At 74.7% G+C, this 22955-nt stretch carries 21 protein-coding genes; 16 read left to right on the forward strand and 5 right to left on the reverse strand.

The features are described 5' to 3' along the window. The 3 genes from ITX44_RS35970 to ITX44_RS35980 all read right to left on the reverse strand — a co-directional run bounded on the left by ITX44_RS35970 (position 1) and on the right by ITX44_RS35980 (position 2299). Positions 1 to 897, reverse strand: coding sequence for a hypothetical protein (locus ITX44_RS35970; RefSeq protein ID WP_205363375.1), 897 nt, complete (start codon positions 895 to 897; stop codon positions 1 to 3). A 6-nt stretch (positions 898 to 903) separates the two neighbouring features. Further along, a complete protein-coding gene (locus ITX44_RS35975; protein WP_205363376.1) occupies positions 904 to 1242 on the reverse strand; it encodes an acyl carrier protein in 339 nt (112 codons plus the stop codon). Positions 1243 to 1366: 124 nt separating this feature from the next. Then, complete coding sequence (locus ITX44_RS35980) at positions 1367 to 2299, reverse strand: 3-oxoacyl-[acyl-carrier-protein] synthase III C-terminal domain-containing protein (RefSeq protein WP_205363377.1); 933 nt, start codon at positions 2297 to 2299, stop codon at positions 1367 to 1369. A gap of 96 nt (positions 2300 to 2395) precedes the next feature. Between ITX44_RS35980 and ITX44_RS35985 the strand changes: the two genes are divergently transcribed. From ITX44_RS35985 to ITX44_RS35995, 3 genes are all read left to right on the forward strand, one after another. Continuing rightward, the gene (locus tag ITX44_RS35985; RefSeq protein WP_205363378.1) at positions 2396 to 3565 is read left to right on the forward strand and encodes a glycosyltransferase; all 1170 of its coding nucleotides are present in this window, start codon (positions 2396 to 2398) and stop codon (positions 3563 to 3565) included. A 258-nt stretch (positions 3566 to 3823) separates the two neighbouring features. Next, positions 3824 to 4813 carry an ATP-binding cassette domain-containing protein gene (locus ITX44_RS35990; RefSeq protein ID WP_307795650.1) on the forward strand — a complete coding sequence of 330 codons (990 nt, stop codon included), beginning with the start codon at positions 3824 to 3826 and terminating at the stop codon, positions 4811 to 4813. A 114-nt stretch (positions 4814 to 4927) separates the two neighbouring features. Further along, on the forward strand, positions 4928 to 5692 hold the full coding sequence (locus ITX44_RS35995; RefSeq protein WP_205363380.1) for an ABC transporter permease: 765 nt from the start codon (positions 4928 to 4930) through the stop codon (positions 5690 to 5692). A gap of 102 nt (positions 5693 to 5794) precedes the next feature. On the opposite strand, the gene ITX44_RS36000 is transcribed toward ITX44_RS35995, so the two are convergent. Then, complete coding sequence (locus tag ITX44_RS36000) at positions 5795 to 6595, reverse strand: class I SAM-dependent methyltransferase (RefSeq protein ID WP_307795644.1); 801 nt, start codon at positions 6593 to 6595, stop codon at positions 5795 to 5797. A 737-nt stretch (positions 6596 to 7332) separates the two neighbouring features. On the opposite strand from ITX44_RS36000, the gene ITX44_RS36005 reads away from it, so the two are divergent. From ITX44_RS36005 to ITX44_RS36045, 9 genes are all read left to right on the forward strand, one after another. After that, the gene (locus ITX44_RS36005; RefSeq protein WP_307795645.1) at positions 7333 to 8709 is read left to right on the forward strand and encodes a class I adenylate-forming enzyme family protein; all 1377 of its coding nucleotides are present in this window, start codon (positions 7333 to 7335) and stop codon (positions 8707 to 8709) included. A 164-nt stretch (positions 8710 to 8873) separates the two neighbouring features. Then, positions 8874 to 9146: an acyl carrier protein gene (locus ITX44_RS36010; protein WP_205363383.1), complete on the forward strand. Its 273-nt coding sequence runs from the start codon at positions 8874 to 8876 to the stop codon at positions 9144 to 9146. 178 nt (positions 9147 to 9324) lie between these two features. Further along, positions 9325 to 10947, forward strand: a complete 1623-nt coding sequence (locus ITX44_RS36015) for a class I adenylate-forming enzyme family protein (RefSeq protein WP_205363384.1) — start codon at positions 9325 to 9327, stop codon at positions 10945 to 10947. Between the two features lie 140 nt (positions 10948 to 11087). After that, entirely contained in the window at positions 11088 to 12089 is a 1002-nt protein-coding gene (locus tag ITX44_RS36020; protein ID WP_205363385.1) for a VOC family protein, read from the forward strand. A gap of 86 nt (positions 12090 to 12175) precedes the next feature. After that, positions 12176 to 13102, forward strand: a complete 927-nt coding sequence (locus ITX44_RS36025; RefSeq protein WP_205363393.1) for a phytanoyl-CoA dioxygenase family protein — start codon at positions 12176 to 12178, stop codon at positions 13100 to 13102. Then, positions 13099 to 14148 carry a thiamine pyrophosphate-dependent dehydrogenase E1 component subunit alpha gene (locus ITX44_RS36030; RefSeq protein ID WP_307795646.1) on the forward strand — a complete coding sequence of 350 codons (1050 nt, stop codon included), beginning with the start codon at positions 13099 to 13101 and terminating at the stop codon, positions 14146 to 14148. Before ITX44_RS36025 ends, ITX44_RS36030 begins: the two co-directional genes overlap by 4 nt. Continuing rightward, the gene (locus ITX44_RS36035) at positions 14145 to 15107 is read left to right on the forward strand and encodes an alpha-ketoacid dehydrogenase subunit beta (RefSeq protein ID WP_205363395.1); all 963 of its coding nucleotides are present in this window, start codon (positions 14145 to 14147) and stop codon (positions 15105 to 15107) included. Before ITX44_RS36030 ends, ITX44_RS36035 begins: the two co-directional genes overlap by 4 nt. Before the next feature lie 55 nt (positions 15108 to 15162). Continuing rightward, the gene (locus tag ITX44_RS36040) at positions 15163 to 15960 is read left to right on the forward strand and encodes a DUF3050 domain-containing protein (RefSeq protein WP_205363397.1); all 798 of its coding nucleotides are present in this window, start codon (positions 15163 to 15165) and stop codon (positions 15958 to 15960) included. A gap of 150 nt (positions 15961 to 16110) precedes the next feature. Then, positions 16111 to 16761, forward strand: a complete 651-nt coding sequence (locus ITX44_RS36045) for an STAS domain-containing protein (protein ID WP_205363400.1) — start codon at positions 16111 to 16113, stop codon at positions 16759 to 16761. Positions 16762 to 16785: 24 nt separating this feature from the next. Here ITX44_RS36045 and ITX44_RS36050 read toward each other — a convergent pair whose 3' ends face one another. Then, complete coding sequence (locus ITX44_RS36050; protein WP_205363402.1) at positions 16786 to 18570, reverse strand: FAD-dependent oxidoreductase; 1785 nt, start codon at positions 18568 to 18570, stop codon at positions 16786 to 16788. A 152-nt stretch (positions 18571 to 18722) separates the two neighbouring features. On the opposite strand from ITX44_RS36050, the gene ITX44_RS36055 reads away from it, so the two are divergent. The 4 genes from ITX44_RS36055 (at position 18723) to ITX44_RS36070 (ending at position 22940) form a co-directional block, all read left to right on the forward strand. Continuing rightward, the gene (locus ITX44_RS36055; RefSeq protein WP_205363404.1) at positions 18723 to 19844 is read left to right on the forward strand and encodes a SchA/CurD-like domain-containing protein; all 1122 of its coding nucleotides are present in this window, start codon (positions 18723 to 18725) and stop codon (positions 19842 to 19844) included. Between the two features lie 122 nt (positions 19845 to 19966). Then, the gene (locus ITX44_RS36060; protein ID WP_205363406.1) at positions 19967 to 20419 is read left to right on the forward strand and encodes a cupin domain-containing protein; all 453 of its coding nucleotides are present in this window, start codon (positions 19967 to 19969) and stop codon (positions 20417 to 20419) included. Continuing rightward, entirely contained in the window at positions 20416 to 21684 is a 1269-nt protein-coding gene (locus ITX44_RS36065) for a beta-ketoacyl-[acyl-carrier-protein] synthase family protein (RefSeq protein ID WP_205363408.1), read from the forward strand. The genes ITX44_RS36060 and ITX44_RS36065 overlap by 4 nt, the downstream gene beginning before the upstream one ends. Further along, positions 21681 to 22940: a beta-ketoacyl synthase N-terminal-like domain-containing protein gene (locus ITX44_RS36070; protein ID WP_205363410.1), complete on the forward strand. Its 1260-nt coding sequence runs from the start codon at positions 21681 to 21683 to the stop codon at positions 22938 to 22940. Before ITX44_RS36065 ends, ITX44_RS36070 begins: the two co-directional genes overlap by 4 nt. Positions 22941 to 22955 lie beyond the last annotated feature (15 nt).

Genomic DNA, 22955 nt, shown 5'->3' on the forward strand with positions numbered 1-22955 from the left:
CTACGTACGAGAGGATCGGTCCGGTGCCAGCCGGGCCAGGTCCAGATGGCCGAGCAGCGGGTCGTACTCGGCGAGCAGCGCGGGGCGCCCTTCGCCGCCGATCCGGTGCCGGTGCTCGGCCAGCAGAGTCCACAGGCCGGTGTACGGGCTGCCCGCGCGGGCCCGCAGCGCCTCGGTGCCGGGCGGCGGTTCCCAGTCGGCCAGGCCCGGGCCGAGCAGCAGCAGCGGGAGGGGGCTGCCGCCCTGCGTCTCGGCGGCGAGTGCGGCCGTGACCCGGGCGCGGGCCCGGTCCGGCGACAGCCGTGGGCCGCCGCCGAGCAGGGTGAGGGCGGGGCCGCCGGAGCGTTCCCACAGCAGCCCGACCGCGGTGTGACGGTCGGGCACGGGGGTGCCGTCGGGGGGCTGCCAGGGCAGCGCGGCCTGCTCCAGGACCAGCACCAGGGCGCGCTCGAAGCCGTCGCCGTGGAGGTACGAGGCGGTGAGCGCGAGGGCGCTGAAGGCACCGGCCGTGCCCTGCTCGGCCAGCGCGAAGGCGAACGGCCGGCCGGGGCAGTAGCTGCTCAGGTGGACCGAGGCGGCCCGGCCCGGCTGCACGTCGGGGGACGCGAACACCTCCACGAGCAGGTCGGCCGGCTGCCCGGCCGGCAGCAGGGCGTCGATCACCGCCTCGCCCATTTCGGCGTACGACTGGCCGGTCCCGGCGGCGAGCCGGTCCTCGGCGAGCGGCAGCCCGTACGGCAGGGCGAGGTCCCGGGCGTAGACCCGCAGGTCGGGGTCGCGGGCGGTGACGGAGCCGGCGGCGAAGGAGAGGCTGACGGCGCCGGTGAGCCGCGGCGCGCCCGGCGGGGGTCCGGCGGGCGCGGTGGCGGGGCCGGCCGCGGCGGTGACGGTACGCACCGGGGCTCAGCCCTCGTCGACCACGTGGGCCGCGATGAACGCCGCCAGGCCCGTCACGGACCGCAGGTCGTCCGGCTCGATGGTCTCCACGTCGACCTGGACGTCGAGGTGGTCCTCGAGTTCGAGGATGAGCTCCAGGGTGGCGCCGGAGGTCAGGCCGAGGTCGTCGACGAGGGCCGCGTCGGGGGCGATGGACTCGTCGCTCTCCTGCTTGAGCACCCGGGGCAGCAGGAGGCGGATGGCCTCCTCGGCGCGGGCCCGCAGGCCGGCGTCGGCGGCAGGGGCGCCCGCGGGAGAGCCGGCGGCAGCGTCGGCGGGCAGGGACTGCGTGGCGAAATCGGTCATGGTTCCGTTCCTGTCTGGGGCCCGCCCGGCACGCGGCCGGTGCGGGCGGTGAACAGAGCTGAAGTGGTACGCGAGCACCCCGCGCCGGGCGGCGCGGGCGCGTCCGGGTCGGTGGTTCAGTGCCTCAGTGCTGGAGCACCATCGCGGCGAAGGTCGCGCCGAGCCCGGCGGCGGCGACCAGATAGCGGTCGCGGGGGTTGAGCAGGCCGCGGGTGATGGCCGTGTGGTGGTTGACGAAGAAGTCCGCCGCGAAGCTGTGGCCCACGGTGGGGACGTTCTCCAGGACCACCTTGTCCAGCGGGTAGCCGACCGCCTTGCACACCCGCCGCCAGGAGATCTGGTTGACGTTGTGCGGCAGCAGCAGGGCCAGCGACTGCCAGCTCTCGCCCGCCCGCTCGAGTGCCGCCTCCATCACGGCGATCAGGGCCTGCGGGTAGGCGCGCTGGTAGCGGTCGAGCAGGTCGCGGTCCTCCGCGAGGCGTCCGTCGAACTCCCCGCGCAGATCGGCCACGTACGACAGGACGCGGTCCCGTTCGCCGTGCGCGCCGACCAGGCAGGCCGCCGCGGCCTCCGCGAACACCGCTGTTTCCGGGACCAGTTGCGCGTCCCGGGTGAACGTCTTCTCACCGGCCAGGACCAGCGCGAGCGCCTGCGGGTCCGGGTCCGCCGCCAGCAGCCGTCCGGCGACGTCCACGGCCAGCAGCGAGGTGGCGCAGGCGTGGTGGGTGACGGTGAACGCACGAGCGTGCTCCAGCCCCAGACGGCCGAGCAGTTCGTGCACCGGGTTGACCGGGTAGGGCGCCCCGACCGGCATGCCGCGCGCGTGCAGCACGTACCGGACGAGGTGTTCGCGACCGCGCAGTTCCGGCAGCGCCGCCGCCGCCGCGGCGAGCAGGTCCGTCAGGTCGCCGTCCGGTGCCAGGAGGACCTGGTCGAGGCCGTGGAACCGGCGCAGCAAGGTTTGCTGACGGGCCGTCAGCCCCAGTCGGTCGCCGACCGTTTCGATCGGTTCCGCGACCGGTGGCAGATGGACTGCGACTGCCTTGAGTGCGGTCACGCGGGCTAGTATTCCGACCCCCCGCGCATCGCACAAGATTTCCCGAAAGGGCCCCACGTGACCGTCCTGTTGCGTCCGCGCCGTGCGTTACGGCTGATGTTCGTGCTGCCTCCGCTGACCGGTCACCTGCATCCGGCGCTCGCCCTCGCGGCCGAACTCGGCCGCCGCGGGCACGTGGTGGCGTGGGCCGGACCCGAGCCGGTGCTGCGGCCGGTGCTGGGTCCCGGGGCGCTGGTCCTGCCGACCGGTTCGCGGCTGTTCCGCGAGCAGGCGGTGGGCGGCACCGAGGCGATCCGTACCCTGTGGCAGGACTTCGTGGTGCCCTACACCCGGTTCACGCTGCCCGCGGTACGCCGGGCGGTGCGGGAGTGGAGCCCGGACCTGGTGCTGGTGGACCAGCACAGCCCGGCGGGCGCGCTGGCCGCGCACGAACAGGGCGTGCGCTGGGCCGGCTTCGCGCCCTCCGCGATGGAACTGGGCCGGCCGCCGCTCCAGCCGCCGGAACTGGCGGCCTGGCAGCAGGAGTTGCTGACGGGCCTGTGGCGGCGGGCCGGACTTCCGGCGGCCGAGTACACCGACCCGCGCTACTCGGCCCGGCTGATCCTGGCGCCGACCGCGCCGGCCCTGCTCGGGGTCGCGCAGGACGGCCTCGAAATGCCGGGCGGCGAGCCGCTGCCGCCGCACACCGAGGCGGTCGGGCCGCTGCTGACCGACCGGCCGTCGACGGCGCAGTTCCCGTACGACCGGCTGGACCCGGACCGCCGGCACGTGCTGGTGACGCTGGGCACCCTGTCGGCCTCGGTTGCCGGGGACTTCCTGCTGCGCGCCGGGCAGGCGCTGACCTCGCTGGCCGACCGGGTGCAGGCGGTGGTGGCGGCGCCCAAGCAGGTGCTTTCCAAGCTGCCCGACGGGGTGGTGGGGCTGCCGCAGGTGCCGGTGCTGGACCTGCTGCGGCGCGGCGTGGTGGACGCGGTGCTGTGCCACGGCGGGATGAACACGGTGGTCGAGGCGCTGGCGCACGGGGTGCCGCTGGTGGTGGCGCCGATCCGGCACGACCAGCCGATCACGGCGGCCCGGGTGGCCGCGCTCGGCGCGGGCGTCGAGGTCGACTTCACCGCCGCGCCGGCCACGGCGATCCGTGACGCCCTGGTCAGCGTGCTGGACCGCACCGAGCCGCGCCGGGCCGCCGAGTTGATGTCGCGCAGACTGGCCGGCCTGGGCGGGGCACGGCGGGCCGCGGACCTGCTGGAGGAGTGCGCGGGCTGACCGACGGTCGGGCCGTCCGGCAGTCGACGGCCCATTACCGGCAATTGCGGTCCAGCACCATGGTTCGGGCGGCCGGCCCTCCTCTAGGGTGACGCTCGCCGCGCGGGGGGCCGTCGACGCGTACCCACCGCGCCGTACGTCCGTACCCGTCGTGCATCCGCTTCCGCCGCGCCGGCTTCCCGCCGGGCGCCGCGGTGCCCGGCGGCACCTCCCCGCACCCGGATCCACCCTCACCACGACCGGGAGACTCGGTTGATCGTGACCCAGGGGCTGCGCAAGTCCTTCGCCACCCGCGGGGGCCGCGGGACACCGGTGGACGCCGTGCGCGGCATCGACCTGACCGTGGGGCCGGGCGAGATCTTCGGCGTCCTCGGTCCCAACGGCGCCGGCAAGACCACCACGTTGCGGATGCTGGCCACGCTGGTCCGGCCGGACGGCGGCGAGGCGGTGGTGGCCGGCGCGGACCTGCGGGCCGAGCCCGCCACGGTGCGCCGCCGAATCGGTTACGTGGCCCAGGGCGGCGGCACCGCCGACGCGGTCACCGCCCGCGAGGAACTCGTGCTCCAGGCGCGGATGTACGGCATCGGCAAGGCCGAGGCGGTCGCGCGCGCTGGGGAGGCGATGGAGGCCTTCGGCCTGGGCGAGTTCGGCGACCGGCCCTGCGGGACGTACTCCGGCGGGCAGCGGCGCCGGGTGGACCTGGCGCTGGGCGTCATCCACCGGCCGCGGCTGCTGTTCCTCGACGAGCCCACGGTGGGCCTGGACCCGCCGAGCCGCGCCCAGGTGTGGGAGCAGATCCGGCGGCTGCGCGCCGACGGCATGACCGTGCTGGTCAGCACGCACTACCTGGAGGAGGCGGACGGCCTCTGCGACCGGATCGGGATCGTGGACCACGGCCGGGTGGTCGCCGAGGGCACGCCGGAGCAGTTGAAGAAGGAGATCGCCGGCGACGCGGTGGGTCTGGTGCTGCGGCCCGGCGACCGGCCCCGCGCCGAGGAGGTGCTGCGCCCGCTGGAGTGGGTGAGCGGCGTCGAGACGGCCGGCGGGGACGGCGCCGACGATGGCAACGAGGGCGACGGGCAGCCGCCGGAGCTGCGGCTCTACGTGGACGACGCCCCCTCCGCGCTCCCGCAGCTCCTGCGGGTCCTCCAGGCCGCGGGTGTGGACCCGGTCCTGGTGCAGTTGCGCCGGCCGAGCCTGGACGACGTCTTCCTCGCCCGCACCGGCCGCCCGCTGGACCAGGACTGACCGCCTGATCCGCAGGTTCGTACGACCCCCTCTGACGTACGCCCCCCGATCCGCAGGACCGCGGAGCCCGTCGCGGGCCCGCGCGACCCCCCCTTCCGCCGTGAGGACCGTGACGTGAAGCTGCTGCGCGACACCTGGCTGGTCTTCCAGCGCCAGGTGCTCATCATGATCAGAACGCCGGTGTGGATCGCGGTCGGCATCCTGCAACCCCTTTGCTACCTGCTGCTGTTCGCACCGCTGCTGAAGTCGGCGCTCGCCACCTCCGGCGCGCACTCCTACGCGGACGCGTACCGGATCTACGTGCCCGGGCTGCTCAGCGCGCTGGCCCTGATGGGCGGCCTGTTCACCGGCTTCGCGCTGCTGGGCGAACTGCGGGCGGGCATCGTGGAGCGCTCCCGGGTCACCCCGGTCAGCCGGGTCGCGCTGCTGCTCGGCCGGGCGCTGCGCGAGGTGGTGGCCCTGCTGATCCAGGCGCTGCTGGTGACCCTGCTCGCGCTGCCCTTCGGGCTGACCGTGCGCCCGCTGTACCTGCTGCTGGCCTTCCTGCTGCTGGGCCTGACCGCCCTGATGGCCTCCAGCGTCTCCTACGGGCTGGCGCTGCTGGTGGGCGGCGACGCGGCGCTCGGCCCGGTGGTCAACACCATCGCCCAGCCGCTGGCCCTGCTCTCCGGCACCCTGCTGCCCCTCGCGCTGGCCCCGCACTGGCTGCGCACGGCCGCCGACTGGAACCCCTGCTACTGGGCGGTGGAGGGTATGCGCGCCCTGTTCGCCGGCGACGCGGGCGCGCCCGCGGTCTGGCGCGCCCTGGCCCTGATGGCCGGCCTCACCGCGCTGGCCGTCGCCTGGTCCGCCCGGCTCTTCGCCCGCCGCATCCGCTGACCTTGCGGCGGGCGGGAGGCCGGGGAGCTACGGTCCCCCGCCCGCCGGCCACGCTTCGCTGCGCGTTACTGTGCTCCGCGCGCCGGTACGTGGCCCGCCCGGTCACTCCCGCGCGCCGGGCGCCACCGCCTCCACATACACCGTCTCGTCGCGGCGGAAGCTGCTGTCCAGGGCCGCCACGTCGGCGCGGGCGCCCTCGCGGAAGTCGCGGCGGCGCACGTCCCGGTCGTCGAAGCCGGCGGCGGCCAGCGCGTACCGGAGCTCGGCCTCGTCGTAGATCCAGCGGTGGCCGAAGTGGTAGAAGATCTGGTTGATCATGAAGGCACGGCGGTCCGGCATGGGCGGGCCGACCCGAAGCGTGCGCAGCCGGCGGCGGTGCCGGGCGAAGAAGCCGCCCTGCTGGTCGAGGTAGCCGTGGACGTAGGCGGCGAGGTCCGGGGTGGTGAGCCGGAGCACGCCGCCCGGGCGCAGCACCCGGCGCACCTCGCGCAGCCAGCCGATCACCGTGCCGAGCGGCACGTGCTCGACCAAGTGCTCGGCGTAGACCCAGTCCACGGCCGCGTCGGCGAACGGCAGCGGGTCGCTGATGTCCAGTTGCGTGAACCGGTGGGCGCCGTCGACCAGGTAGAGCGGGCCGGGCCGGGTGGACTCCTGCGGGGTGTGCAGGGACAGCAGGTCCGTGCCGAGCCCCTGCGGGTGGGCGGTCCGGAAGGCGGCGAACTCGATCCCGGTCAGGCCCAGTTCGCGGAAGTCGTCGTGTGTGCGGGGGACGCTGTCGCGGACCGTCTCCAGCGAGTCGCAGGCGGCGAGGTTCTCGGTGAACCGGGCCATCAGCCGGTCCAGTCCTCCGGGATCCTCCCAGTCCCAGCCGGGGAACGCCGGGTCGGCGGACGTGCTCGTCACGGTTTCCTCCTGAGCGGTGCATGGACAAGTGCGGGCGGGCGGACCGGGGACGCGGGCGGGGACGGCACCGGGTACGGAGCTTGCCGCAGCGCCGCCGGCTACGGGACCGCCGGTCGGCGGACTGCCGGGCGCGGAATTGCTGCCGGAGGGTGCCGGGTCGGGGAAGATGCCGGTGGGCAGCAAGGCACCGGCAACTCCCTGCGTGCGGCGCAGGGTTGCCACCCGGGGCGGTGACAACGGTGCCGAACGGGCGCGCACGGGCGGCGAACTGCGATTTCGGCCATCAGCGCGGTTGTGCGGCCGTCCGCCGGGACGCGGCGCCCCTGCCGGTGCCGGACACTCGCGCCGACCGGCGCGCAAGCGGAGACCTCACCGCGGCCGGCACGGTCACCGGCGCGGGCGCGATTCGGTCGGCATCCGCGTCCACGCAGGTCGGAAGGGGTGGCAGCGCGCACGTCGGGGCCCTTCCCGGCTTCTGATTGCTCCCGTCAACTGCCTTGCGGGGGCAGGAGCTTAGGGCCCTTCCGCGCAAATGGTACAGACATTGACGACCGCTGGGGCCTGTGCCACTGTCGGCGCTCGGGGATGCACCACACGTGGTCAAGTCACCACACCTGCTCTTTTCTTGCAGTTTCATCCACTGTGTCTGCCGTCATTGCCTTCTGCCGGCCTGCCGCCGACCGCCCGTCGGCCTTTAGTCGCGTGGAGTCCCGTTGGCGTTCAGCGATCCTTCCTGGGTGGACCGGGTACTGCTGTCCGGTCCGGACGACGAGGCGTGCCTGGACCTGGGCCGCCCGGTCAACCGCGGTGAGCTGCGGTTGTCGGTCGCCGCGGCCCAGCGGGCGCTGACCGCGGCGGGCCTTGGCGAAGGCGGCACGGCGGCACTGCGGCTGGCGCCCTCGCCCGGCCTGATCACCGTGCTGCTCGCGGTGTGGCGCTGCGGCGGACAGGCGGTGCTGCTCGACCACCGGCTCACCGACGCCGAGGTCGGCCGGGCCGTCACCATGCTGCGCCCGCGGTTCCTGCTCACCACGCCCGCCCTGGTGCCCACGGACCTCGCGGAACTGCCGCGGACGCCGGCCGACGAGGACGGCGGGGTCGTCGCCGTGCCGCTGCCCGGCGGCCGGCCGTCGGCCACCGGACACGTGGTGGTCCAGCTCAGCTCCGGCTCGACCGGCCGGCCCAAGGCGATCGCCCGCACCGCGGCCGACCTGGAACGCGAACTGCGCGCCTACGCCATGGTGTCCGGCTTCCCGGGCCGCGGCGAGCGGGTGGTGCTGCTGTCCTCGATGGTGCACGTGCTCGGCCTGGTCGGCGGCCTGCTCAACGCCTTGTACGCGGGGGCGGAGTTGGTGCTGCCGAGCCGGCTGACGCCCCTCGGAATCCTGGACGCGGTCGCCCGCCGCGACGCGCCCACCACTGTCATCGGCGTGCCCTTCCACGCCGAGTTGCTGGCGGGCCGCACCGACCCGCCGAAACTGCCCCACCTGCGCCGGATGATCGTGGCCGGCGAGATGCTCCGCCCGGGGCTGCGCGAGCTGTTCACGCAGCGGTACGGCATACCCCTGGGCACGATGTACGGCATGACCGAGACCGGGGTGATCGCCACGGACCTGACCGGCACCGGGCACCCCTGGCTCGAACCCGTCCACGGCATGGAACCGTCCGTCGCCGGGGGCGAGTTGCACCTGCGCGTGCCCGAGTCACCCTATCTCGGGGACCCCGATCCCACTCGCTGGTCCGAGGGGCTGCTGCACACCCGCGACGCGGCCTCGCTCGACCCCGTCACCGGCCGCGTCGCCGTCCACGGCCGGCGCGACTCCCAGGTGTCGATCGGCGGACTCAAGGTGGATCTCACCGAGGTCGAACAGACCCTGACCGCCCTGCCCGGGGTGGACGAGGCGGTCGTCCTGTTCGCCGACGGAGCCATCGAGGCGTACGTCGCCGGCCACGCCGCCGGTCCCGAGCGGCTGCGCGAGCTGCTCGCGGAACGGCTGGCCGGCTACAAGCTGCCCCGGCGGATGTCCGTCCTGCCCGCACTGCCCCGCACCACCACCGGCAAGCTGCAGCGCAGCGCCGACACGCTGCGCGCCGCCGCCGACGCCCACCGCTGACCCCGGGGCGTCCCGTACACCGCTCGTGCCCGGCCGGGCCAGACACCGGCCGGACCGGCGGCCCGCCGGGACCGCCCGTGCCGCCCGCAGCCGTACGGCCACCGGGGTGCGCCCCACCGCACCGCACCGCTCTTCCGATCCCGTACGCCCGTAGGAGTTCAGCCATGCAGGAGAAGATCCGCGCCTTCGTCCTCTCGGCGCTCGCCGAGATGAACTACGACGTCTCGGAGGTCACCGGCGAGACCGATCTGGGGCCGGCCGGCCTGGACCTGGAGTCGCTGGCCCTGGCGGACCTGTCCGTCCAGGTCGAGGAGGAGTTCGGGGTGCGCTTCGAGCTCGACGACATGGAGAACACCGCGCTGATGACGCTCGACGAGTTCACCGCCGAGGTCGCCTCGAAGGTGGCGGCCGGCGGCGAGCCGGTGACGAGGGCGTGACGCCCGCCCCCGTGCCGGCCGCCTTGCGGCCCGTACGGCTCGCCGTGCCGAAATCCGCGCACCGCGCGCAAGCGGAATCCGCACCGGGCCGCCGGGCGGCGCAGCACCGCCGGGCCGCCGGACCCACCGGCCGGCCCGCTGTCCCGCCGGGCACCGACATCGAGGAGACCGGGCCGAGATGACCATCCGCACCCTGCGCGCCGCGCTGGCCGGTGATCCGGCGGTCGGCGCCGGCAATGTCCTGACCACCCGGGTCGAGCACGACCTCGATCCGGACGCCCCCGCGCTGACCTTCGACACTCCGGTGGACGGCCGGCCCGCCTGGCAGCCGCTGACCCCGCGCGAGCTGGACCTGGCGGTCCGGGCCCGCGCCGCGGCGCTGCACGAGCTGGGGGTACGCCGCCGCGACCCGGTGGCGGTGCAGACGTCCACCGCGGCCGACACGGTCCTGACGTTCTTCGCACTGGCCCGGCTCGGCGCGATCCCGGCGCTGATCAACCCGCTGCTGGACGGCGAGCGCACCGCGAGCTATCTGCGGCAGCGGCTCGGCGACGTCCCGCTGGTCACCGACGCCGCGCACCTGGAAGCGCTGGAGGGGCGGCCGCACAGGTTGCTGGCCACCGCGGACGCGCTGGCTGGCGGCGACCCGGAGCGCGCGCCGGCCCCGTACCGGCACTGGGGCGGGGACCCGGTGGCGATCACCCACTCCTCGGGCACCACCGGGCTGCCCAAGGCGGTGGTCCACTCGCACGACAGCCTCTACGCGGCGATCCGCTACCGGCTGGGGCTGCCCCGCCCGCAGGGCTCGCACCGGATGCTCAGCGCGCTGCCCTCGCCGCACGCGGCCACCCTGATCGCGGTGAACCTGGCGCTGAGCTTCGGTTCGGAACTGCTGCTGCTGTCCCGGCAGACCGGCCCGCAGGTGCTGGACGCGATCGAGAGCTGGCGGCCCGGCAGCGTCTACGGCTTCGCCACCACCTGGACCGACCTGGCCCGGCACGACCTGGGCGCGCGCGACCTGGAGTCGGTGGCGCTGTGGTGGAACACCGGTGACTGCGCGCACGAGGCGCACATCCGGCGGCTGATCGCGGTGGGCTCGCGGGAGCAGGCCACCCGCGACGGCCGGGTGCGCACCCCCGGCTCGGTGTTCGTGGACGGCCTGGGCTCCACCGAGATGGGCCACTCCCACTTCTTCATCAGCCACTCGACGGACTCGACGCGCTACGGGCGCTGTGTGGGCCGCCCGCACGCCTTCGTGGACTGCGCGGTGCTCGGCCCGGACGGCGAGGAGCTGCCGCCCGGGGCGGTCGGTGAACTCGGCACCCGCTCCCCCACCCTGGCGCTCGGCTACTGGAACGACTCGGCGACCACCTACCGCACCCGGGTGCGCGGCTACTTCCTCACCGGCGACCTGATGTACCGGGACGAGGAGGGCTACTACTACCACGTGGACCGCGCGGTGGACTCGGTCGACCTCGGCGACGGCCTGATGCTGCACACCGCGCTGTCCGAGGAGCGGGTGCTGGCCGCCCGCCCGGACGTCCTGGACTGCACGGTCGTCGCGCTGCGCACCGGCGACAAGGTCGTCACCGACGTGCTGCTCCAGCTCACCGACGGCGCCGGCTCCGAGGCGGACGCGGCCGAGCGGACCGCCGGCGTGCTGGGAGCGCTCCAGCCGCATGTGGCGGCCACCGTGCGGGACGTGCTGGTGGTCTCCGACGACGACATCCCGTTCGGGCCGACCGGCAAGGTGCGCAAGGTCCTGCTGCGCGAGCAGCACGCGGCCCGGGCGGAGGGCTGAGTCCGGGCGGGGGGCCGGTCCCGGCGGGCGGACAGCGCCCGCACGGCGGTCCGGTCCTCCGCGGCGGGCGGCAAGCGGCGGGACGGGGGGGCCGCCGGAGGCGACAACGCAAGGCCACCATCTTCCAGGGAGTGACACGCATGACCGTCCACGGCATCGCGTACGTGGAGTTCCACTGCGAGGACGCGCACAAGTACGCGGCCCGGCTGCGTGACGACTACGGCTTCGTCATCGGCGAGCCGCCCGCGCCGGTGCGGCCCGGGGTGACCCGGCTGACGGCACGGCAGGGACGGATCGTCCTGGTGCTGTCCTCGGCGAGCACGCTCGACGACCCGGTGGCCGCGTTCGTGCGCCGGCACGGCGACGGCGCCGCCGTCCTGGCCATGCTGTGCGAGGACGAGCAGGACGCGCTGGCGCAGGCCCGGGCGGCGGTGGCCGGCGGGGCGACCGCGCTGGACGCCACCACGGTGGCCGGCTTCGGCGACCTCGCCCTGCGCTGGACCTGGCCGCAGGACCCGCTGCTGACCGCGGAAGGACCCGCCGCGGAGGCGCTGCTCGAGGAGATCGACCACCTGGCGGTGTGCGTGCCGGCCGGCGAACTCGGCCCGGCGGTGGCCTTCAGCCAGCGGGCGCTGGGCTTCTCGATGATCTTCAGCGAGTACCTGGAGATCGGCGCGCAGGCGATGAACTCCCAGGTGGTGCAGAGCGACTGCGGCGGGGTCACGCTCACCCTGCTCGAGCCCGACACCACCCGCGAGCCCGGCCAGATCGACCGCTTCCTCGACGCCCACGGCGGCGCCGGGGTGCAGCACCTGGCCTTCCGTACCGAGGACGTCGCCGCCGCCGTACGCACCCTGGCCGCCCGGGGCGTCGCCTTCCTGACCACGCCCGGCGCCTACTACGACGCGCTGCCCGAGCGGCTGGGCGACACGCAGATACCCGCGGAGGTGCTGCGGGAGCTGAACCTGCTGGTGGACCAGGACCACGGCGGCCAGCTCTTCCAGATCTTCACCCGCTCCACGCACCCCAGGAACACCTACTTCCAGGAGCTGATCGAGCGCCGGGGGGCCGGCACCTTCGGCTCGGCGAACATCAAGGCCCTGTACGAGGCGGTGGAGCGCGAGCGCGCGGCCGGCGCCTGACCTCGACCGGCCACCCGCCCCCGCCGGCCGTACCCGCCCGGCGGGCAACCGAACCGCGCCGACACCCGCCCCCGGAAGGAAGACCGATGACCGTCACCACCGCTTCCGACACCGCGCCCTTCGCCCTGACCGCGGCCGAGATCGGCGTCCTGCCCACCGCGGAGGACGCGCTGCACTACGCCGAGCACGGCTGGTTCCTGTCCGGGCGGATCTTCTCCGACGCCGAACTGGACGCCCTCCAGGAGGCGTCGGACCGCTACTACGCCGGCCACCGCGACCGGGAACTGCCCGCCCGGCCGCGCACCCTGGCGTCCTGGACGGCGGCCGACGGCCCGGTCCAGCGGCACAACGACTACGTGCACTTCGAGAGCGAGGAGATCGGCGCGATCCTGCGCAAGCCGCTGCTGGGCGCGGTGGCCGCGCGGCTGGCCCGGGCCGAGGAGATCCGGGTCTTCCAGGCCACGATGATCTACAAGCCGCCGATCGCGGACGAGCCCAGCAACCTGGTGCCCTGGCACTTCGACAAGCACTACTGGTCGACCAGTACCTCGCAGAACATGCTGACCGCGTTCATCCCGTTCCACGACTGCACCGTCGAGATGGGCACCATCACCATGGTCGACGGCAGCCACCGCTGGGAGGAGCGGCCCGGCGGGGACGACTCCACCCGGCACTTCGCCGCCCGCGACCGGTCCGAGCTGGAGCACCTGGTCAGCCTGAACGCGGAGTTCAACGGCGCCGAGATGCGCACCGTCCCGGTGGAGATCCCGCGCGGCCACGTCAGCTTCCACCACTGCCGCACCTACCACGGCAGCGGGCCCAACCGGTCGGACCGGCCGCGCCGCGCGGTGTCGCTGCACCTTCAGGACGGCTCCAACCGCTATCGCCGTTACCTGCGCGCGGACGGCGAACCAGTGGTCTACAACCACGACGTGATGGTGCGCCGCACCGCCGACGGCATGCCCGACTACGCGGACCCGGACTTCTGCCCGGTCCTGTGGCGGGAGCGGTGACCGCGGAACCGGCCGGCACGGACCGGGGTACGGCGGCGCCGGTGGCGGGTGCGCGGCGGGCGGCCGGCGAGGCGACGCCCGCCGACTTGAGCACCCCGGCCGACAGGTACCGGATGATGCGGCTGATCCGGGAATTCGACACGCTCGCGCTGGAGTGGGTGCGCACCGGGGAGATCCCCGGCGGCATCCACCCCTACATCGGGCAGGAGGCGGTGGCCGTCGGGGTGTGCGCGGCGCTCGGCCCCGGCGACCGGATCACCAGCACTCACCGCGGCCACGGCCACGTACTGGCCCGGGGCGCGGACCCGGCCCGGCTGCTGGCCGAGCTGGCCGGCCGGGAGAGCGGGCTCAACCGCGGCCGGGGCGGCTCCATGCACGCCGCGGACCTGTCGCTGGGCATCCTCGGCGCCAACGGCATCGTCGGCGCCGGCGCGGCCATCGCGGTCGGCGCCGCCTGGGCGGCCCGCCGGTCCGGCCGGGACACGGTGGTGGCGAGCTTCTTCGGTGACGGCGCCCTCAACCAGGGGGTGCTGCTGGAGGCGCTGAACCTGGCGTCGATCCACCGGGCCCCGGTGGTGTTCGTGTGCGAGAACAACGGCTACGCCACCACCCTGCCGGTCGCGGCGGCCGTCGGCGGCAGCGCGGTCGGCCGGGCCGCCGCCTTCGGGATCCCCGCGGTCACGGTGGACGGCATGGACGCCGACGCGGTGCGCGAGGCGGCCGAGGAGGCGGTGGCCCGGGCCCGATCGTGCGGCGGCCCGGGGTTCGTGGAGTGCCTGACCTACCGCTACGAGGGGCACCACACCATGGAGCGGCGGATGCGGCTGACCTACCGCAGCCCCGAGGAAGTGGCCGCCTGGCGGGCCCGCGACCCGCTGGAGCGGCTGCGCCCGGCCGTGCCCGCGGCCGAGATCGACGCCGAGGTGGCCGCGCTGCTGGAGCGGGCCGCCGCCTGGGCGCTGTCCGAACCGCGCCCCGATCCCGCGGAGGCCGGCGCCTACCTGTACGCGGGCGGGCCCCCGCCGCGGCCGGGGGTGCCGGTATGACGTGGCTGTCGTACACCAAGGCGCTGAACAGGGCGCTGGGCGACGCCATGGCGGCGGACCCGGCGGTGTGCGTGCTCGGCGAGGACGTGGGCGCCGGGATGGCCGGGCCGACGCTCGGGCTCCAGGCCAGGTTCGGCACCGACCGGGTGCTGGACATGCCCCTGTCGGAGCAGGCGTTCACCTCCTTCGCGCTGGGCGCGGCCCTGACCGGGATGCGCCCGGTGGTGGAGTTCCAGATCCCCTCGCTGCTCTTCCTGGTGTTCGAGCAGATCGTCAACCAGGCGCACAAGTTCCGGCTGATGACCGGCGGCCAGGCGCGGGTGCCGCTGACGTTCCTGGTGCCCGGTTCGGGCTCCCGGCTCGGCTGGGCCGGCCAGCACTCCGACCATCCGTACGCCCTGTTCGTGCACGCCGGGGTGAAGACGGTGGTCCCGGCGTCGCCCGCGGACGCGTACGGGCTGCTGCGCGCGGCGGTCGAGGACGACGACCCGGTGGTGGTGTTCGCCCCGGCCGGGGCGATGGGCGCGCGCGAGGACGTCACCGGGCAGCTGCCGCCGGTGCCGCTGGGCTCGGCGCGGGTGCGCCGGGCGGGCGAGGACGTGACGGTGGTGGCGGTCGGCCACCTGGTCGCGGAGGCCCTTCAGGTGGCCGACGACCTCGACGGCGAGGTGTCCGTGGAGGTGCTCGACCCGCGCACCCTGCACCCCTTCGACTGGGCCGCGCTGCGCGCGTCGGTGGGCCGCACCCGGCGGCTGGTGGTGTACGACGACGCGAACCGCGGCTGCGGGGTGGCGGCCGAGGTGGTGGCCGTGGCCGCCGAGGAGGTCGCGCTGCTCGCCCCGCCGCGCAGGGTCACCCGCCCCGACGGGGCGGTGCTGCCGTTCGCGCCCGACCTCGACCGCGCCAGCCAGCCGCAGCCCCATCAACTGCGCGACGCGGTACGGGCCGTCGTCAAGTGACGGTCCCGCTCCCCCTTCCGCCCGGCCCCCGGCCGCCGCACCACGAGGAGTTCCGATGAGTCCTGCCGTCGACCGCTACCACTGGGACCGTACGCATCCCGGCCTGACGTCCCTGCGCACCGCGGTGGAGCCGGTCCGCAAGGACGTGCTCGGCCACGGCGTCTACCACCGCCTGGACTCGCTGGCGCAGGTGCGCGCCTTCCAGGAGAGCCATGTGTTCGCCGTGTGGGACTTCATGTCCCTGCTGAAGTCGCTGCAGATCCGGCTGACCCGGGTGAGCCTGCCGTGGGTGCCGTCCGGGCCGACCGCCAGCCGGCGCCTGATCAACGAGATCGTGCTGGTGGAGGAGAGCGACGAGCTCGGCGAGGGCTGGATCAGCCACTTCGAGCTGTACCTGGACGGCATGGAGCGCACCGGCGCGGACACCGGTCCGGTACGTGCCTTCCTCGCGCTGCTCGGCGAGGGCGTCGCGGTGGCCGAGGCGGCCGACCGGGCCCGCATTCCCCGTGCGGCGGCCGACTTCATGGCGGTGACCTGGTCGATCATCGAGTCGGCGCCGCTGCACTGCCAGGCGGCGGCCTTCGCCTTCGGCCGCGAGGACCTGATCCCGGAGATGTTCGAGCAGGTGGTGCGGATCCCCGACGCCGAGGGCCGGCTGAGTGTCTTCAAGGACTACCTGGCCCGGCACATCGAGGTGGACGGCGAGCAGCACACCCCGATGGCCATGCAGATGCTGATCGACCTGTGCGGCGACGACCAGGACAAGTGGGCCGAGTGCGCCGGCACGGTGAGCGAGGCGCTGCGCGCCCGGGTCGCCCTGTGGGACGCGATCGAGGCCGGGCTGCCGGCCTGATCGCCCGGCCCCGCCCGACCCGCCCGGTCGGGGCCCCGCCATCAGGCCGCCCGGTACGGGGTCGCGCTCCGGGGTTGCGGCGAGCGCGGCCACGTACCACCCTGGGACGACCAGTGCGTTCCCGGGTACGGGTACGAGGGGAAGTGCGCCATGGTCGCTCAGGAACACTCAGGCGCCGGCGAGAACCGCACATCCGACGGGCCCGGCGGCGGGCCGCCCTCCCGGGTGGTCCGCGACCTGCACGGCACCTTGTCCGTCCGGATCACCGACAGCGGGCGGTGGGCCTGCGCGGTGGTGGCCGGCGAGGTGGACCACGGCTGCGCCCATCTGATGGAGGGGGCGCTGCGCGACGCCCTGGCCGGCAGTCCCGGCGGGCTGCGGCTGGACCTCGGGGCGGTGTCGTTCTGCGACTGCGCGGCCCTGAACTCGCTGCTGCGCCTGCACCGCCTGGCCCACGAGTCCGGCCGGGTGCTGACGGTGAGTGCGGTCAGCCGGACCGTGGACCGGCTGCTGACGCTGACCGGGACCCGGCTGCTCTTCCTGTCCGGCGGGCTGCCCGGCGGCCTGTCCGGTGAGCTGCCCGGTGAGCTGCCCGGTGAGCTGCCCGGTGAGCTGCCCGGCGACGAGGGCGCCGGGCACGGTCCGGGTGCCGCCGCCGGTGACGGGGACGGTGATCCCCCGGTACGGCCACGGTCCGCGCCGGTGCCGGAGCCGGCCCGTCCGGTGGAACTGCGGCCGCGCGCGGCCCGGCCGGCGGACGCCGCCACGCCGACACTGCCCCGGCGGGGCGCGGCCCGCTGACCGGCCGGCCGCGCCCGCCCGGGCTCACGCCAGGCTCAGCACCTTCCGCAGCACCCGCGTGATCTCCTCCTCCGGCTCGGCCGAGGAGTCCTCGGCGCGCCAGGCGACGAAGCCGTCGGGGCGGACCAGCACGGCGCCGTCCGGGCCGCTGCCGTGGGCCGCCGCCCAGTCCGCGCCGTCCTGCAGCACCAGGTCGGCCTCCCGGCCGGTGCCCACCCGGTACCTCTCCAGCGGCACTCCCAGCCGTTCCGCGGCCCGGCCGGCCGCCGTGTGCCAGCCGTCGCCGCGTTCACCGGTGAGCAGGACCATCGACCTCTCGTAGAGGTCGAGAGTGGACATCCGGTCCCCGTCCCGCTCCACCCACAGGTGCGGCGCCCGGGTGCCGGGGGCTCCGGTCCACAGCGGCGGGCCGCCGGGCCGGCGCGGGCCGTCGGGTCCGGCGCCGCCGGGCGCGCCCCCGCCGCTCGCCGGCCGTCCCTGCTGGCCGCCCGCGCCGCTCGCCGGCCGTCCCTGCGTGCCCGCGGCGCCCGGGCCCTTGCCCGGGGGCGGGCCGTCCGGGACCACCGGGCGGCCGGGTGGCACACCGACCAGGGCGCCGTCCGGGTAGCGGTAGCCGAGGGCGACGGTGAGGACGCCGCTCTGCCGGCCGGTCACCGGGGCGGTGGCGTAGCCGGGGTGGCTGTGCTCGGCGGAGCGGCTCGAGGCGCGTTCGCTGGTGGCCACCGCGACCGGGCGGCGTTCGGCGCCGTAGCTGTCGAAGAGTCCCGGGCCGGCCCAGCCGCCGAGCACCGCGGCGAGCTTCCAGGCCAGGTTGTGGCCGTCCTGGATGCCGGTGTTGGAGCCGAACGCGCCGGTGGGCGACATCTCGTGGGCGGAGTCGCCGGCCAGGAACACCCGGCCCTCGCGGTAGCGCTCGGCTACCCGTTCGGCCGCGTGCCAGGGGGCCTTTCCGGTGATCTCCACGTCCAGGTCGGGCACGCCGACCGCGGTGCGGATGTGCGCGGCGCAGCGTTCGTCGGTGAACGCCTCCAGCGGCTCGCCGTGCTCGGGGTGCCAGGGCACGTGGAAGACCCACTTCTCCTGGTTGTCCACCGGCAGCAGGGCGCCGTCGGCCTCGGGGTTGGTCAGGTAGCAGGCGATGAAGTGCCGGTCGCCCACCGCCTCGGCCAGCCGCTTGGCGGTGAAGGTGACGCTGACGTTGTGGAACAGCTCGCCCTTGCCGGTCAGGCCGATGCCCAGGCGCTCGCGGACCGGGCTGCGCGGCCCGTCCGCGGCGACCAGGTAGTCCGCCCGCACGGTGCGGGTCTGCCCGGTCTCACGGCTGCGGACCACCGCCGTCACCCCGTCGGCGTCCTGCTCGAAGGACTCCAGCTCGACCGAGAACCGGATGTCGCCGCCGAGCCGCCGGGCCTCCTTGAGCAGCACCGGTTCCAGGTCGTTCTGGCTGCACAGGCACCAGCCGGAGGGGCTGAAGGCGGCCAGCCCGCCGCCCGGGTCGATCTCCCGGAACAGCCACCGCTGGTTGTCGCCGGTGAGCGATTCGGCCTGCAGGATGCCGTGGTTGACGGCCAGCACGGAGGCGGCCTCGCGGATCGCCCGCTCCACGCCGGCGATGCGGTACAGCTCCATGGTCCGCACGTTGTTGCCGCGCCCGCGCGGGTGGTGCGAGGTGGCCGGGTGCTTCTCGACCAGCATGTGGCGGATGCCGAGCCGGCCCAGGAACAGGGATGTGGACAGCCCCACCAGGGAGCCGCCGGTGATGAGGACCGGCACCCGGTCGTCGGGGTTCGGTGTCGTCGCGGGTTTCATGCCGGGTCTTTTGCCCGGTCGCGCGCGCCGGGAGGGCGGCGGGACGCGCATTCGCCCGCATGGACCGCAGATCTCGCGCCGTCCGTGGGATCGACGCACGATCGGGCTCAGGGCCATCGCCCGGTCATTCGGATCGAAGGAGCAGTGGGACCATGACGACCCTGTCGGAACAGCCGGAAGTGGCCCAGCGGTCCGCCGGTGGGCAGCGCTCGGAGCCGGCGCGCCTGCGGGTGGTGCTGATGCTGGACATGAAGAAGGGCGCGCAGGAACGGTTCCTGGAGGCGTACGAGCTGCTGCGCACCCAGGTCCACGAAGTGCCCGGCCACGTCAGCGACCAGCTCTGCCAGTCCATCGAGGACCCCTCGCAGTGGCTGATCACCAGCGAGTGGGAGAGCGCGGAGCCGTTCCTGAAGTGGGTGGACAGCCCGGAGCACCGCGAAATGGTCAAGCCGATGCACGACTGCATCAACGACACCCGCTCGCTGCGGTACAGCATCCTGCGCGAGACGTCGGCCGCCGGGCACTTCGGGCACATGCCGCCGGCCCCGGAGCGGGCCGGTGACGGCCGGATCCGGCACGCGATCACCTTCACGGTCCAGCCGGGCAGCGAGGAGAAGGTCGCGGCGATCCTGGCGGACTACGACCCGCCGCAGGCGCGGGTGGACGCCACCACCCGGCTGTGCCGCACCACGCTCTACATGGACGGCAACCGGGTGGTGCGGGCGGTGGAGGTCACCGGCAACCTGGCCGCGGCGCTGCGCCACGTGGCCCAGCAGCCGGAGGTACGGGCCGTGGAGGAGGCCATCAACCCGTATCTGGAGGAGGAGCGCGACCTGAACGACCCGGAGGCGGCCCGCGCGTTCTTCAGCCGGGCGAGCCTGCCGGCGGTCCACGAGGCGGTCAGCGAGCGCGAGCCGTCCGGTCCGGTACGGCGCTGCGCGCTGCGCTACCCGGTACGGCCCGGCTGCGGCGCGGCGGCGGCCCGGGTGCTGGCCCGCGCCGACGAGCTGGCGGTGGCCGACCCGGCCGGTTCGCTGCTGCGCTCCACCGTCTTCCAGCGCGACGACGTGGTGGTGCGGGTACTGGACCTGACCGCCTCGCCGGAGCAGGACCTGGCCCTGACCACGGGCACCACCGACCGCGACCTGGCCGCCGAGCTGGGCCGGGTGCTGGAGCTGCCCGGCGTCGACCCGACCCGCGGGCCGGGGCGCAAGGAGCTGTTCGCCCGCTGCTCGATGCGGGAGATCACCGACCGCCACGCGCAGCAGCCCTGATCGTCCGTCCCGTAATCCCGCGTCCCAGAGTTCTCGCGTTCCCGCATCCCGCCCGCGCGGGCCGGCCGGTCGTCCCCACCGGCCGGTGCGGCTTATCCAGGAGTTCCCCAGGAGGCACCGTCATGACCGCTCAGCCCCCCAGGATCGTGCACGTGGACGACATCGCGCCCAACCGGCGCCGCGGTGGTGATCTGCGGGCCATGCTCACCCCCAGCGTGGTCGGCTCCACCAGCGGCTTCATGGGCCTGGCGCTGATCCAGCCCGGCGAGAAGATCTCCGAGCACTACCACCCGTACTCCGAGGAGTTCGTCTTCGTGGTGTGCGGCGAGCTCGAGGTCGACCTGGACGGCACGGCGTATCCGCTGCGCCCCGACCACGGCCTGATGATCCCCAAGGACATGCGGCACCGGTTCCGCAACGTCGGCGGCACCGAGGCCCGCATGGTCTTCCACCTCGGCCCGCTCGCGCCGCGTCCGGAGCTCGGGCACGTGGACACCGAGGAGCCGGCGCAGGCCGGCAAGGACTTCGGGGTCGGCTCGGCCCGGCCGCCGGAAGCGGCGGGGGCGATGTCATGACCCGCCGGGTGGCGGTGACCGGCATCGGCGTCGTCGCCCCCGGCGGGGTGGGAGTGCCCGCGTTCTGGGACCTGCTCACCGCCGGGCGGACGGCGACCCGGGGGATCACCCGGTTCGACCCGGAGGGATTCCGGTCCCGAATAGCGGCCGAGTGCGACTTCGACCCGCTGGCCGGCGGCCTGACCGCGGAGCAGGTCGCGCGCTGCGACCTGTACGTGCAGTTCGCGCTGGTGGCGGCGGCCGAGGCGGTCCGCGACAGCGGGCTGGACCTGACCGCGGAGGACCCGTGGCGGATCGGGGTGTCGCTGGGCACCGCGGTCGGCGGCACCACCCGGCTGGAGCACGACTACACGCTGGTCAGCTCCTCGGGTGAGCGCTGGGACGTGGAGCCGGGGCCGGCCGGGCCGCACCTGCACCGGGCCTTCCAGCCCAGTGCGCTGGCCAGCGAGGTCGCCGAGGAGTTCGGCGCGCACGGTCCGGTGCAGACCGTCTCCACCGGCTGCACCTCCGGTCTGGACGCGGTGGGCTACGCCTTCCAGACCATCGAGGAGGGCCGCGCGGACATCTGCGTGGCCGGTGCCTCGGACTCCCCCATCTCGCCGATCACGGTGGCCTGTTTCGACGCCATCAAGGCGACCTCGCCCAACAACGACGACCCCACCCATGCCTCCCGGCCGTTCGACGCCGGGCGGGACGGCTTCGTCCTCGGCGAGGGCGGCGCGGTGCTGATCCTGGAGGAGCTGGAACACGCCCGGGCCCGCGGCGCCACCGTGTACTGCGAACTGACCGGGTACGCCTCGTTCAGCAACGCCCACCACATGACCGGACTGACCCGGGAGGGCCTGGAGATGGCCGAGGCCATCGAGAAGGCGCTCGCCCACGGCCGCATCGACGCCTCGCGGATCGACTACGTCAACGCGCACGGCTCGGGCACCAAGCAGAACGACCGGCACGAGACCGCCGCCGTCAAGCGGGTGCTGGGACAGCACGCGTTCCGCACCCCGATGAGCTCCATCAAGTCGATGGTGGGCCATTCGCTCGGGGCGATCGGCGCGATCGAACTGGCCGCGTGCGCGCTGGCGCTGGCCCGCGGCGTGGTGCCACCGACCGCCAACTACGAGACCCCGGACCCCGAGTGCGACCTGGACTACGTGCCGCGCACCGCGCGGGAGCTGAAGCTGCGCACCGTGCTGTCGGTGGGCAGCGGCTTCGGCGGGTTCCAGTCCGCCGTGGTCCTCAACCGGGAGGAGGCGAAGGCAGGATGAGAAGGGACCCCATATCGCCGGCCGGACGCCGTACGGTCATCACCGGCATGGGGGTGGTGGCGCCCAACGGGATAGGTACGGACGCGTTCTGGAAGGCCACCCGGGAAGGGGTCGGCGTCCTGGACCGGGTCACCCGGGAGGGCTGTGCCGACCTTCCGCTGCGGGTGGCCGGCGAGGTGCGCGGCTTCGACCCGGCGGCGCTGGTCGAGGAGCGCTTTCTGGTGCAGACCGACCGGTTCAGCCACTTCGCCATGGCGGCCGCGGAACTCGCGCTCGAGGACGCGGGGCTGAGCGCCGAGGGCGCCGACTCCCCGTATGCGATCGGCGTGGTGACCGCGGCCGGTTCCGGCGGCGGCGAGTTCGGCCAGCGCGAGCTCCAGCAGTTGTGGGGCCGCGGGCCGCGGTTCGTCGGCCCGTACCAGTCCATCGCCTGGTTCTACGCGGCCAGCACCGGCCAGATCTCGATCCGCGGCGGCTTCAAGGGCCCCAGCGGGGTGGTCGCCGGTGACGAGGCCGGCGGGCTGGACGCGATGGCGCACGCCGCCCGCTCGATCCGGGGCGGGGCGGACGCGATGGTGGTGGGGGCGGCCGAGGCGCCGCTCGCGCCGTACTCGATCGTGTGCCAGCTCGGTTACCCGGAGCTGAGCCGGATCGAGGAGCCGCACCGGGCGTATCTGCCGTTCACCGGCGAGGCGGCCGGCTTCGTGCCGGCCGAGGGCGGCGCGATGTTCGTGGTCGAGGAGGCGGAGACGGCCGGCCGCCGCGGGGCGCGGAGCCGGGCGCTGGTCGCCGGGCACGCCGCGACCTTCACCGGGTCCAAGGACTGGGCCGCCTCGAGAGAAGGGCTGGCCCGGGCGATCCAGGGCGCGCTGGCCGAGGCCGGCTGCGCGCCGGAGGACGTGGACGCGGTCTTCGCCGACGCGCTCGCGGTGCCGGCCGCCGACCGCGCCGAGGCCCTCGCGCTCGCCGACGCGCTGGGCAAGCACGCCGCGCGGGTGCCGGTCACCGCGCCCAAGACCGGTATCGGGCGGGCCTATTGCGCCGCCTCGACCCTCGATGTGGCCGGCGCGGTGCTGGCGATGGAGCACTCGACCCTCCCGCCCACACCGCATGTCACCGAGGCCGACTACGGCCTGGACCTGGTGACGGGCCACGCCCGGCCGGCGGAGCTGCGCACCGTCCTGGTGCTCAGCCGCGGCCTGCTGGGCTCCAACTCGGCGCTGGTGCTCCGGCAGGACGAGCCCGGCGCCCGCTGATTCCCCCCACTAGTG

It is taken from the genome of Actinacidiphila acididurans (assembly GCF_016918855.1).
GTDB classification, from domain to species: Bacteria; Actinomycetota; Actinomycetes; order Streptomycetales; family Streptomycetaceae; genus Actinacidiphila; species Actinacidiphila acididurans.

Excerpts from the sequence above, each read along its gene's own strand:
- ITX44_RS35975 (WP_205363376.1), bottom strand. The coding sequence starts at position 1,242 with ATGACCGATTTCGCCACGCAGTCCCTGCCCGCCGACGCTGCCGCCGGC.
- ITX44_RS35985 (WP_205363378.1), top strand. The coding sequence starts at position 2,396 with ATGTTCGTGCTGCCTCCGCTGACCGGTCACCTGCATCCGGCGCTCGCC.
- ITX44_RS36010 (WP_205363383.1), top strand. The coding sequence starts at position 8,874 with ATGCAGGAGAAGATCCGCGCCTTCGTCCTCTCGGCGCTCGCCGAGATG.
- ITX44_RS36015 (WP_205363384.1), top strand. The coding sequence starts at position 9,325 with ATGACCATCCGCACCCTGCGCGCCGCGCTGGCCGGTGATCCGGCGGTC.
- ITX44_RS36020 (WP_205363385.1), top strand. The coding sequence starts at position 11,088 with ATGACCGTCCACGGCATCGCGTACGTGGAGTTCCACTGCGAGGACGCG.
- ITX44_RS36025 (WP_205363393.1), top strand. The coding sequence starts at position 12,176 with ATGACCGTCACCACCGCTTCCGACACCGCGCCCTTCGCCCTGACCGCG.
- ITX44_RS36035 (WP_205363395.1), top strand. The coding sequence starts at position 14,145 with ATGACGTGGCTGTCGTACACCAAGGCGCTGAACAGGGCGCTGGGCGAC.
- ITX44_RS36040 (WP_205363397.1), top strand. The coding sequence starts at position 15,163 with ATGAGTCCTGCCGTCGACCGCTACCACTGGGACCGTACGCATCCCGGC.
- ITX44_RS36045 (WP_205363400.1), top strand. The coding sequence starts at position 16,111 with ATGGTCGCTCAGGAACACTCAGGCGCCGGCGAGAACCGCACATCCGAC.
- ITX44_RS36050 (WP_205363402.1), bottom strand. The coding sequence starts at position 18,570 with ATGAAACCCGCGACGACACCGAACCCCGACGACCGGGTGCCGGTCCTC.
- ITX44_RS36055 (WP_205363404.1), top strand. The coding sequence starts at position 18,723 with ATGACGACCCTGTCGGAACAGCCGGAAGTGGCCCAGCGGTCCGCCGGT.
- ITX44_RS36060 (WP_205363406.1), top strand. The coding sequence starts at position 19,967 with ATGACCGCTCAGCCCCCCAGGATCGTGCACGTGGACGACATCGCGCCC.
- ITX44_RS36065 (WP_205363408.1), top strand. The coding sequence starts at position 20,416 with ATGACCCGCCGGGTGGCGGTGACCGGCATCGGCGTCGTCGCCCCCGGC.
- ITX44_RS36070 (WP_205363410.1), top strand. The coding sequence starts at position 21,681 with ATGAGAAGGGACCCCATATCGCCGGCCGGACGCCGTACGGTCATCACC.